This window comes from Paenibacillus sp. BJ-4, from assembly GCF_020404765.1.
In the GTDB taxonomy this organism is placed as follows: Bacteria; Bacillota; Bacilli; order Paenibacillales; family Paenibacillaceae; genus Paenibacillus.
This window is the reverse complement of record NZ_JAIVEM010000038.1, coordinates 44,584-56,498: the sequence shown is the minus strand read 5'-3', so window position 1 is coordinate 56,498 and position 11,915 is coordinate 44,584. Positions and strand designations below refer to the sequence as shown.

The following is an 11,915-nucleotide window of genomic DNA, read 5'->3' as shown; positions in this document are numbered from 1 at the left end:
ACGTATTATTTCTGTGATTTTTTCTCTTGCTCCACCGCTGTATCCAGCAGTTTCTGCATCTTCGGTTGTTCCTGCTTCACATAATCAGCCGCCGTAACTTTACCGTCCAGTACGGGCTGAATATCTGTGAAGAAAATATCATACCATTCCGCGTTATACGTATAGTTGCCTGGCAATGCACGGCCATAGTCATTTACGATATCAATAAATTCCTGCTTATTACTAGGTTTGGTTTTTGTATCTTTCGACCACTCATCCGCCATATCCAGCAGATTCGGAATTTGTACCTTCGCATCAACCAGCTGCTTCATACCTTCTTTGGAAGTGGTCAAATAGTTAACCAGCTCAACTGCTTCATCTGGGTATCTTGTTTTAGAAGAAACACCGATCCCCAAAGAGCCGATCCATGTTGCCGGCTTGCCAGTTGATCCAACTGGGTACGGCATTAAATCATATTCAAAAGGCAGCTTTTCAAACGTACTCATATCCCAAGGACCTACAGGGAAGAATGCCATTTCACCCTTCATCCAGCGTTGATATGTGTCCAGCGTTTGTGATTGTTCGATGCCGGGCGTAATTTTATATTTGTTTTGCATATCGGCAAAGAACTGAAGCGCTTCCGCAAATTTCGGATCATCAACCGTTACTTTTGTTTTGCTCGCGTCTAGCCAATCTGCACCATTGCTCCATACAAAGGCTTGCAATGCCCACTGAACGTTAAAACCTGTGCCATACTGATCCGGTTTGCCATCACCATTTGTATCCTTGGTTAACTCTTGACTGACCTTGATAAACTCATCCCATGTATATGGTTTGTCTTTATCAGGTACCGGAAGACCAGCCTTTTCAAACATGGTTTTGTTATAACCCAAGGCGAATGGACCCAAGTCCTTTGGCATACCGTAAATATTTCCTTGACCGGCCATTTTACCGTCATATCGATACAAATCCACACCGTATTTCCAAATGTTATCCAGATTTATATCCTTGCTCTTCTCAATGTAAGGTGTAAGATCCTTCAGCACTCCACTATTTACATAAGCTTTCAAATCTCCAGGGGCAAAATAAAAGATATCTGGAAGATTATTTCCTGTAATCGCAGCTCTAAGCTTTGTAGCATATTGATCTGCTGCCGTCACGACCATTTTAACCTTCACACCAGGATGTTCCTCTTCAAATTTCTTGATAACATCCTTATAGGCCTTCTGCTCATCCGTACCCCCACGGAACATGAACGTCAATTCCTTGGTTCCATCGCTACTGGAGCTTCCTCCACCACAGCCAGCCAATGCAGCAACCATTAATAACAGAACAACCATTGTTATCGCAAAACCTTTTTTCTTTTTCATCGCGACCCCTCCTAAATTAAATGAAACCGCATACATTTAGTGTTAAAATAATCTTGCACGACTCGGCTTTATTTTTACTTGTGCGGTACATAAACTGTTGTTCATTGCCGCTGTGAGTATCATCCCTCTCATGCACCATATAATTAACATTTTTCTTTATCAATAATGAATTAGTTTACAAACAAAATATAGCACGCCCTTCTACAGTTCGTCAATGCATTTACAAATCTTTTTAAATAAATATAAAACTTTGATTTGAACTGCATGAAAAGCAAAATAAATACGTATTCAAGTTTATTTATATTACAAAAATCAAATAAATAACTTAAATACGATTCGTTTTCGGAAATAATTTTATTTTTTGAGCCTATTTTGCTCCTCTCTTTTTTAGTAAAAATAATTTACAGAAAAGCAGTTTACTTCTTTCTGATTTTATTTTAACATAAATCAAAGTAAAAATATAAGCGCTTACATTACATATTTTATAGATAAGGAAGGTATATAGCTATGATTTATATTAAGGACTTAATGTCTGGGTTAGACATTTTCAAAGCACTAGGCTCAGAAATTCGCATTCAAATACTCGAGTTACTTGCCTATCAAGGACAAAGTATGAACGATATCGCTAACAAGCTCCATTTGAGCAACGGTACCATTACGATGCATATTCGCAAACTGGAAGAATGCGGCCTTGTGGAAATTAACACAGTGAGCGGTAAACATGGTACCCGAAAAATGTGCTATTTGAATAAGGAAAAGCTAATGGTAGATCTGCGCAGCAGAGAGCAAAAAAATGTGTATGAGGTGGAGATTCGCATTGGTCACTATAGTAACTACCAAGCGGTCCCCACTTGCGGATTGGTGACCCGAGACAGCATTATCGGCGATTTTGACGATCCACGCTATTTCGCAGATCCCGGACGGCTGGAGTCGGAAATGATCTGGATGGCCGAAGGCTTTTTGGAATACCGCATCCCCAACTATCTGAAAGCGAATCAATCCTTTAAAGAAATTCAATTCTCAGCAGAGCTGGGCTCGGAAGCACCGGGATATTGTGAGGAATATCCTTCTGACATTTGTTTTCATGTCAATGGTATCCCTATTGGGCACTGGACCAGCGCCGGTGATTTTGGAGAAGTACCGGGAGTCTTGAATCCCGATTGGTGGCCACCGCATTTGAATCAATATGGCATGCTCAAATTAATTCGCATCAATCAGCATGGCAGCTTCATTGACGGTTGCCGTATATCAGAAGTCACAATAGACGATATTGGCCTTGACTATAAAAGCGACATTACACTCCGTTTATCCGTATCCGATCAGTCGGAGAACAAAGGGGGCCTCACCATTTTCGGCAAAAGATTCGGCAATTTTAGTCAGGATTTGCTCGTGCGCGTGCTTTATGATGTACATGCTGAAGACCACGATAGCGACTAGCTCGCCACATGCAATAAGGCCGAAGACCGTATGCATTCAATACGTGTCCTCGGCCTATAGGTCCTTCTCCTCGCTTAAAGCGATATACATCATTAGATAAAAAATGACCGTAATCCCAAACACCAGCCAGCTAAAGGACAGCAAATGCTGTCTTGCCCCTGCCAGGCTCACCCATTTCCAAACATCTGTAAGGATGACCAAGGGCTTTAACATCGCATCCCAGCTATTCCAGCGAGCAAATCTGCCGATATATACGCCCACGCTGGCCAGCCACAGCAAAATAAAAATGATGCCCCACGCAAGCCAGCCATTACAAGCTTTTTGCAGCATTCGGTGGATGTTCCATACACAGAGGGAAGTAAGAAAAAGACCAAGCCCTGCTGCCGAAAAAGACGTAAATAAGATCAACCAAAATGAGGTGTCCAACCAAAAACGCGAGTCTGGACTCACCTTGTAAAAACGGAACGCATGCAATAACTCCGTTAGTAGATATAGTGCATTCGGCAGAAAAAACAACCGTATTAATCCACTAAGTAACATAAGAACCCGTCTGATTCTCACATTTTCCAATCTGGATAAAGCCATTATTACTAGTGTAATAAAGACCGGAACCCACGCCAGGAATACATCCCAGTACAAAAAATGATACATCTTCGTCCCACTTGCAGACTGTAAATACACAATGAGCCCAAAGCACCCCAACGTTGCTAAAAGCAGTATCCCTAACAAAGCGGGCAACTTGTACCCCTTCCCTGTAAACAGCAAACTTTTGCCTCCTCCGTCTATGTATACGTATATACGTCTTAAGCCCTCTCATATCACTATATACGTAATTTTCCAATCGTCAATGATAATCCTGCTGGCACTGCATTTTATAAAAAAGACTTGCCATCCTGAAATGTTGTGCTTATAATTACACCTAACTTGATACGGCAACAAATTTCAATGACGAGAACGAGTAAGCTATACAGCGGATTTGCAGAGAGTTGGGGCAGGTGAAAGCCAACATTCCGAGGGTAGCCGAACGCCATCTCCGAGAAGCGGGCTGAACCTGAAGTAAGCTCTGCCGCCTTTCCAGCGTTAACTGGAACACGTATTGATGGATACGTGAACAGAGTGTCATTTCGTATGGAATGAAACTAGGGTGGTAACACGGGTATAAACTCGTCCCTTTACAGGGGCGGGTTTTTTTGTTTTTTAAAAAGGAGGAAATCAACATGATTAACGTGTCGACAATAGCATCTATAACCGATTTTTTGACTCCAGCTGTACGAGCAATGCCGCCTTCAGGCATTCGTAAGTTTTTTGAATATAGTGCGGGCAGAAATGATATCGTTTCGCTTGGGGTCGGTGAACCGGACTTTGTGACCCCTCTGCATGTCAGAAAGGCCTGTATCACAGCTCTCGAAAATGGAAAAACCTCATACACACCCAATGCCGGTCTTCCCGAGCTTCGTGAGGAGATTGCTGGATATCTGGAAAGCAGCTTTAACACGTCCTACGACCCGACAAATGAAATCATGGTCACCATCGGCAGCAGTGAAGCACTGGATTTGGCACTACGTGCCCTGATTACAGAGCAGGATGAAATACTCATTCCGGCTCCCTGCTATATTTCGTATGCACCTATTGCGTTTCTGGGTGGAGGGCATACCATAATGGTCGAAGCCTCTGCTGACCAGCAATTCAAGCTGACAGCAGAGGCGCTTAAGGCCAAGCTGAGCCCGCGATCCAAAGTGCTCATTCTCTGTTATCCGAACAACCCGACTGGCGGGATCATGACCTATGAGGATTGGCTACCCTTGCCCGCCTGGTTGAGGAGCATAATCTGGTTGTAATATCCGATGAGATATATGCTGAACTGACCTACGGACAGCGGCATGTAAGCTTCGCTGCTCTGCCGGAAATGAAGGAGCGGACCCTGCTTATCAGCGGTTTTTCCAAAGCATTTGCAATGACTGGCTGGAGGGTCGGTTATGTATGCGGTCCAAGAGAGTTAATCGCCGCCATGCTGAAGATTCACCAATATACCGCCATGTGCGCTCCTATTATCGGGCAAATTGCTGCCATTGAATCCCTGCGCAATGGGCTGGAGGAAAAAGATCGTATGATGGAATCTTACAATCTGCGCAGAAAATGGTTCGTTGAAAATCTATGTCAGACCGGACTGCCCTGTCATGAACCGAAAGGTGCCTTCTACGCTTTTCCTTCCATTATGCACACGGGATTAAGCTCAGAGCAGTTTGCCAAGCGATTGCTGGAAGAAGAGGGGGTCATTACTGTACCCGGTTCCGCATTCGGCCCGGGCGGTGAGGGCTTTATCCGCTGCTCGTACGCATCGTCACAAGAACAGCTGGAAATCGCTTTGGAGCGCATCGGCAAATTCTTGAAACGCCTGTAATCAGCCCTTCATAAATGAACACAAACACTGAATGAAAACTACTTCAGTAGGTCCTGAATAAGCTTTTTCTGGTGTGCTGGCAAACCTTCCGGCCATTCCCCTACACGGCAATAACAAATGTCGGAGATTTCGGAGCTTGGTCGGATACACCAATGCATTTTTCAATCGGGTGAACGGCGTATGCTTATACAGAAATACAAGCCAACCCCTCGGGATTTTATTTATCAGCTTCACCAGCATCGTACACCTCCTGTTGGGGACTTTTCATATGGCTTTATATCTTATTTTCCATCCAGTAATAGAAGTAAAGTTGCAACCGCCTGATCCACAAAAGAACGCGCTGGGCGTGATTTCATCATCACGGTAATCCCGATTAACAAAGAGACCATCGTATGGGCCAGAGCTCGTGCATCCAAAGTAGTCTCCAGCTCCCCGGATCGTATACCACGTTCGATGGCTTCCTGAAAGACGGCAGACAGGTACATCTGATGCTCTCTGGTCAAAACTTCAAATTTTTCATCATGAGGGGCTAATTCGACCATCGTATTGACGCAAAAGCATCCCCGGTTAGAGTCGCCCTCATATTCTTCCGCCACAACTCCTGTAAAAAAAAGATAAAAAGCTTTTTTTACAGATGAACGACTTTGCAGCTTAGCGCGCACACGAGCAGCATGAGATTGTGTATATTTACGCAGCGCAGCTTCAAATAATTGCTTTTTGTCCCCAAATGCAGCGTAAATGCTGGGGCGCTGAATTCCCATTTTGGTGGTCAAATCGCTTAAAGACGTGGCCTCGAACCCTTTTTCCCAAAAAATTTGCATTGCTGCATCCAATGCCTGTTCCTCATCAAATTCCCGTGGTCGAACCATAAGTAATCCCTTCTTTTTCGTATCGTTCAGTATATTAAGATTGTATGATCACCAGCAACAGCTGTCAAATAAGCATATGATAAATGCTTGACATCTCACTGGAATACGAGTTATATTGGCCTAAAATTATTATGTACCAATCAGTATATTTTACTTATCGGTATGTAATGAGACTAGAAAGTGACGTGATGTATGAAATGAAGATGTCAGAAGTCAGACCTATGCAATCTGTTGCCACTCAATCCATGTCCAGCTCAGTAGCACTCCTGTTTGCCATAGCCTGTGGGCTGGCTGTCGCCAACATTTATTATGCGCAGCCATTGCTGGATGCGATTGCCAACGAATTTGGTATTACGCCTTCATCGGTAGGTTTGGTCATTACGGTCACGCAAATTTGTTATGCGTTGGGACTGCTGCTACTCGTCCCGCTCGGCGATCTTTTGAATCGGCGGCGATTGATCACAGGACAAATGCTGCTATCTGTACTGGCGTTAATCGCGGTCAGCCTGGCTCCCAGCCGCACTCTGCTGCTCCTAAGCATGGCAGCAGTTGGAATGCTGGCTGTAGTAACCCAGACGCTTGTCGCGTTCGCTTCAACTTTGGCCGCCCCGGCCGAACGTGGACGAATCGTAGGTTTGGTGACAAGCGGAGTGGTGATCGGTATTTTACTGGCGCGAACCGTGGCTGGTGTGTTGACTGATCTCGCTGGCTGGCGTACCGTTTACCTCGTTTCTGCTATACTGACCCTGTTGATAGCTATAGTTCTATTTCGGGTGCTGCCGAAACATGAACCTAAAGGTACGACGCTTTCCTATCCGCAGCTACTTCGTTCGGTTCTCGTACTATTTGTGCAAGAACGAATTCTGCGCATTCGTGCTGTCCTTGCGCTGCTTATTTTCACGGCATTCAGCATATTGTGGACTTCGCTTGTGTTGCCTCTCAGTGCTCCCCCAATCTCTCTTTCACATACTGCCATCGGAGCCTTTGGCCTGGCTGGAGTCGCAGGGGCTTTAGCAGCTGCACGCGCTGGACGTCTTGCCGATCAAGGTCTGGGACAACGAACAACGGGTATAGCGCTGGCACTGCTATTGCTATCCTGGCTGCCAATCAGCTATACCGAGTATTCTCTGGTTGCTTTGGTGCTTGGCGTAATCCTGCTTGATTTGGCCGTTCAGGCCGTACATGTCACCAATCAGAGCATGATTTTCAACGTTCGCCCCGAGGCACGCAGTCGACTTACCGCAGGCTATATGATATTTTATTCGATTGGCAGCGCCACCGGAGCCATTGCCTCGACTCATATTTACACCTATGCCGGGTGGAACGGGGTATGTCTATTGGGAGCTGGTGTCAGCGCTCTGGCTCTTATCTTTTGGGCGGTAACCCGCCATTCGTCTTGAACAGCTATAGTGCCTTGAACAGCTCATACTATGGGTTTAAAGTATCAAAAAAGCCGCCCTCCACAAATCATGGCCGGGCGGTTCTCTCTGTCACTCAAAATTCATCACTTAATCGCAATGTAAATCAAAACAGGCTCATCCGGGCTGCCATACACTTCAAAGTCACCTGTGTATGTCCGCTCCGAATGTCCCGTGGCAGCCCACTGCCAGATAGTCTGCCATACACGGAATACAGAAGAAGGCTCTTGGGTTGCCTGGAAAACAGCGTAGCGTGCAGCCGGAATGACGAGTTCCTCAAGATCATCAGGAGTTTGTGAATCCGCAGCCGCTTCCTTCCCGATAAAAAAAGTGTACTCGCCCAAAGCACCGTTTTCATAGTCGGTGTAACAGCCGTATACAGAAGCTTGTCCTTCGCGGCCTCTGATCCGATCAGGCACACCCTCAGCCCAAAAACGTTCCCACATGGCTGGAATGATCCCGTGGGATGTTTGTTCCTTTAGATTACTTGTACGTGCTTTAAGCCCGATTAAATGGATATCACCCCGGTATTCCTCCCGAATGGGCCCATCAATTTGAAGTTCAGTATCTTCTAAAGTGCGCCATCGCTTCAAATTCGGCAGGTGATTGCGCAGCATCGAAGTCGCCTCTTCTGCCTGCATTCCCTCCTCTACCAGGATAGACACACACTGTTGAATCATCTCCTCCATAGTCAAGTCAGGCTGTACAAATACACCTTCCTTGTAACAATACTTGCAATACTCATCCGTTTTACCATGTTGTGCATCTGTCCCATATTGCTCCTCATGCTCCAGCGGCATCCCGCAGCTTTGACAAGCTTTATCCATTTCTGTCAATCCCCTTTCGCTAACTGATATGCCACCAGTATAACGAAACAAACCTGACAGCTATCAGTCAGGTTTGTTTTGCTTTAGCCTAGAATATCTAGTAAGAATTCCTTTATAATTCCGGGCCCTCTTCATAATTAGACGCAATACGCAGCGCCATCTCCCGAATCTTGTCTCGCAAATGGATCGGTTCTTTGACAACCACATCCGGTCCCAGGCTGAGAATAAATCCGTATGCCCACGCATCCTCGGGAAACGGGACCGAAACCGTATAGATCCCCTCCTCCTGCTCGTGCAATGCTTCCACGCCAAACCAGTCTTCCGCCAGATGTCTTGAATTGCGGTTAAATTGTAATGTAAACGGCTGTACAGCTCTGGCTGCTGCCATCCGCCCTTCATTCCATGGAAGTATTTCATAGGAAAGATCCTTGCGGGTAAAAGCCGTCTCTGTCACGACAGGGTCACTCATCCGGGAAAGCTTGAACAAACGAAACTGCTCCTTGTCGGAACAGTAAGCATACACAAACCATTGCTGTCCTTTCAGAACGAGCGTATGCGGTTCGACATCCCGCTTCGTGATTACTCCTTCCGCATTTCGATAGGTAAAAGCGACAGTGCGCGCCTGGCTCATTGCTTCCTTCACCTTTATCAATTTACCTTCCTGCGCAGCCTGATTTCCCCATCCGGAATGATCAACGATGAACTGAGCAGCACGGACACTAAATTGTTCCCTTCCGGACTCTGGTATAATGCTCTCGAATTTGTTAAGCAACCGTGACACATTGGGGCCACCCAACGACGAGGATATGCTCTGCAGACCCATCACAATATCCTTTATATCAAGATCCGTCAGCATACTGCGATCCAGACGGTATCCTTCCATCAAGCCGATTCCCCCATTGGCTCCCTGAAAGGTCACCACCGGAATACCAGCCATGCTGATCGCTTCAATATCTCTGTAGATCGTCCGTATTGAAACCTCATACTTATCGGCCAGTTCCTTCGCTTGCACTCTATTTCTTTGCAGCAGCAAAATGACGATAGAAAGCAATCGGTCAATTTTCATCTTTTCAAAACCTTTCACCATTAATAATAATAAGCCATTAGCTCCTCATCATATCCCTGACCGTGATATACCAGCGCATTCTTTTCTATACCATAGGTTTCAAAGCCTAACTTCCGTTCCTTCAACTGTTTTCCTTCATATTACTCTATCTCTTATCTAAAATGAATCTGTTGTTTCTCGAATAAAAAACCTCAGGTATTTATCCAGCTGGATAAATACCTGAGGTTTCAACCACTCATTACATTTATGATTCGTAGCGCTTCAGCACAATGACCGCATTATGACCGCCGAAGCCGAATGAATTGGATAGCCCGATATTTAATGATGCTTTGCGCGCTTTGTGAGGCACATAATCCAGATCGCAGACCGGGTCCGGGTTGTCCAGATGAATCGTTGGCGGAATGATACCCTCCCGCAGACTTTGTACCAGCGCAATCGCTTCGACACCGCCTGCAGCTCCCAGCATATGACCCAGCATGGACTTATTCGCAGTCACAGGAATTTGGTAGGCATAGTCGCCAAATAGCTTGTGGATCGCATGGGTCTCAGCTATATCTCCCACCGATGTACTCGTTGCATGAGCGCTGATCACATCAACATCCTCAGGAGTGATACGGGCCGAATGAAGGGCCGCTTTCATTGCCAGATAAGCCCCGGTTCCTTCGGGATGCGGTGCAACCATATGATAGGCATCCGAGCTGGCTCCATAGCCGATGACCTCACCATAGATTCGTGCACCGCGCTGGACAGCATGTTCCAGCGACTCCAGTACCAGAATGCCTGCGCCTTCGCTCATGACAAAGCCATCCCGGTCCTGATCGAACGGTCGGCTTGCAATTGAAGGCTCCTCGTTGCGTGTTGACAAGGCAGTCGCATTAGAGAAGCTGGCCAAGGCTAACCGATTGACTGCCGCTTCTGCTCCACCGGCAAAAATGACATCCGCGTCCCCTGTACGAATGGTCCGAAATGCTTCGCCAATCGCAGTATTCCCGATAGAGCACGCTGTAACGGGCGACATAGTAGGACCCATTGCTCCGAACGCGATACTAATTTGAGCAGCAGCCATATTGGAGATCATCATCGGCACCAGTGTTGGGCTAACTCTGCCCGGACCACGGTTAAGCATCACTTCTACATTGTCCACCAACGTGTCCAAACCGCCGACTCCTGATCCCACATAGACCCCGATACGCTCCAGATTGATATGATCCAGATCCAGCGCAGAATCCTTCAGCGCTTGCTCTGCCGCATACAATGCAAACTGAGTAAACCGATCCATTCGTCTGGCATCCTTACGTCCCCATTGCTTTTCTGCATCAAAATCCTGCACCAGCCCGGCGATTTGCGCTTTCATATCGGACACTTCGAAGGTATCAATTTTACGTATGCCTGAATGGCCTTCCAGCAAATTTTTCCACAGCGTGTCCACTTCATTGCCCAGTGGCGACACGACACCCATACCTGTTATCACTACTCTTTGCATCGCTAATCATTCCTCCTGCTCGATAGCTTACTTATGATCCTCATTTTACCCTCACTTTATCCTATTACAAGTGTTTGTTTATCCTGGTATAATGAACACTACTATGAGAGAGCAATAGCTGTTCAGTCCTTCTACACCTATGAATGGAGTGAAAATACCTATGAAAACCGAAGCACGCCTGGAAGCATTATCCGTTTTTCTCAAAACAAAAAGGGCTCGTCTACACCCGCATATGGTCGGCCTGCCCCAAGGATCACGTCGCAGAACACCTGGCTTGCGCAGAGAAGAAGTGGCTCAGCTGGCTGGTGTGAGTACAACCTGGTACACCTGGCTGGAGCAGGGACGGGATATCAAGGTGTCAGCCTCTGTCTTGGACGCCATTGCCGCCGCCTTGCAGTTAAATATGGATGAGCGCAAATATTTGTATGATTTGGCGCTCGAAGCCGGTTTTCACGCCCCGCCTGCTCCTGCGGAACAAACGGTCATTTCCCCCTCACTGCAAAAGATTGTGCAGGAGCTGCGCTACTGTCCTGCCATTATTTCAGATCGGCGCTGCCATATTGTCGGCTGGAATGCCGCTGCGGCGCATGTTTTTATGGATTTTGCCGAGCTGCCACATGAGCAGCGCAATATGATTGAACTGCTATTCACCAAAAAGGAGTTTAAAAGTCTTGCCGTGAATTGGGAGCATTTTGTAAAAGGGTTTCTGGCCATTTTCCGCGCATATTACGGACAATACGTGACAGACCCTTGGTATGCACAATTTATACAAAATATGAGTCAATCCTACCCGGAGTTCAACGAGCTTTGGAATCAGAGCGAAGTAAGCTCCGCGCCGGAGGTGCTCATAGAGTTTCGTCATGCCAAGGCCGGCAAAATGTTGTTTGACCTAACTTCCCTTCAGGTACAGGGAGGCGTCGATCTGCGTTGCAGCATTTACACCCCCAACTCGCAATCCTCTACGGAAAGCAAACTTCAAAAGTTAATGGAGGGCAGCTAACGGATTTTCTCCCTCTTGTTATGAAGATATCTTTTTCCGTCCATACTACATCTACGATCTGTGCA

The 11,915-nt window shown here is 46.4% G+C and carries 9 protein-coding genes, 1 pseudogene and 1 other annotated feature; of the genes and pseudogenes, 4 read left to right on the top strand and 6 right to left on the bottom strand.

The features are described 5' to 3' along the window. Positions 1 to 5: 5 nt before the first annotated feature. The gene (locus LCF57_RS07810) at positions 6 to 1,349 is read right to left on the bottom strand and encodes an ABC transporter substrate-binding protein (protein WP_226000176.1); all 1,344 of its coding nucleotides are present in this window, start codon (positions 1,347 to 1,349) and stop codon (positions 6 to 8) included. Between the two features lie 507 nt (positions 1,350 to 1,856). Here LCF57_RS07810 and LCF57_RS07805 point away from each other — a divergent pair. After that, positions 1,857 to 2,786, top strand: a complete 930-nt coding sequence (locus LCF57_RS07805; RefSeq protein WP_226000175.1) for an ArsR/SmtB family transcription factor — start codon at positions 1,857 to 1,859, stop codon at positions 2,784 to 2,786. 54 nt (positions 2,787 to 2,840) lie between these two features. On the opposite strand, the gene LCF57_RS07800 is transcribed toward LCF57_RS07805, so the two are convergent. Continuing rightward, positions 2,841 to 3,551, bottom strand: a complete 711-nt coding sequence (locus LCF57_RS07800; RefSeq protein WP_226000174.1) for a DUF1361 domain-containing protein — start codon at positions 3,549 to 3,551, stop codon at positions 2,841 to 2,843. A gap of 171 nt (positions 3,552 to 3,722) precedes the next feature. Beyond that, positions 3,723 to 3,961 (top strand) — a binding site (T-box leader). A gap of 42 nt (positions 3,962 to 4,003) precedes the next feature. Here LCF57_RS07800 and LCF57_RS07795 point away from each other — a divergent pair. Beyond that, a pseudogene (locus LCF57_RS07795) lies at positions 4,004 to 5,187 on the top strand (aminotransferase class I/II-fold pyridoxal phosphate-dependent enzyme). A gap of 281 nt (positions 5,188 to 5,468) precedes the next feature. Here the strand turns inward: LCF57_RS07795 and LCF57_RS07790 are convergent. After that, the gene (locus LCF57_RS07790; protein WP_226000173.1) at positions 5,469 to 6,056 is read right to left on the bottom strand and encodes a TetR/AcrR family transcriptional regulator; all 588 of its coding nucleotides are present in this window, start codon (positions 6,054 to 6,056) and stop codon (positions 5,469 to 5,471) included. Positions 6,057 to 6,253: 197 nt separating this feature from the next. Between LCF57_RS07790 and LCF57_RS07785 the strand changes: the two genes are divergently transcribed. Then, entirely contained in the window at positions 6,254 to 7,456 is a 1,203-nt protein-coding gene (locus LCF57_RS07785) for an MFS transporter (protein WP_226000214.1), read from the top strand. Positions 7,457 to 7,560: 104 nt separating this feature from the next. On the opposite strand, the gene LCF57_RS07780 is transcribed toward LCF57_RS07785, so the two are convergent. From LCF57_RS07780 to fabF, 3 genes are all read right to left on the bottom strand, one after another. Further along, positions 7,561 to 8,301, bottom strand: a complete 741-nt coding sequence (locus tag LCF57_RS07780; protein WP_226000172.1) for a zinc ribbon domain-containing protein — start codon at positions 8,299 to 8,301, stop codon at positions 7,561 to 7,563. A 112-nt stretch (positions 8,302 to 8,413) separates the two neighbouring features. After that, the gene (locus LCF57_RS07775; RefSeq protein WP_226000213.1) at positions 8,414 to 9,367 is read right to left on the bottom strand and encodes a helix-turn-helix transcriptional regulator; all 954 of its coding nucleotides are present in this window, start codon (positions 9,365 to 9,367) and stop codon (positions 8,414 to 8,416) included. Positions 9,368 to 9,611: 244 nt separating this feature from the next. Continuing rightward, positions 9,612 to 10,850 carry a beta-ketoacyl-ACP synthase II gene (gene fabF / locus LCF57_RS07770; RefSeq protein ID WP_226000171.1) on the bottom strand — a complete coding sequence of 413 codons (1,239 nt, stop codon included), beginning with the start codon at positions 10,848 to 10,850 and terminating at the stop codon, positions 9,612 to 9,614. Positions 10,851 to 11,010: 160 nt separating this feature from the next. Here fabF and LCF57_RS07765 point away from each other — a divergent pair, with 160 nt between their 5' ends. Further along, the gene (locus LCF57_RS07765; RefSeq protein ID WP_226000170.1) at positions 11,011 to 11,850 is read left to right on the top strand and encodes a helix-turn-helix transcriptional regulator; all 840 of its coding nucleotides are present in this window, start codon (positions 11,011 to 11,013) and stop codon (positions 11,848 to 11,850) included. Positions 11,851 to 11,915 lie beyond the last annotated feature (65 nt).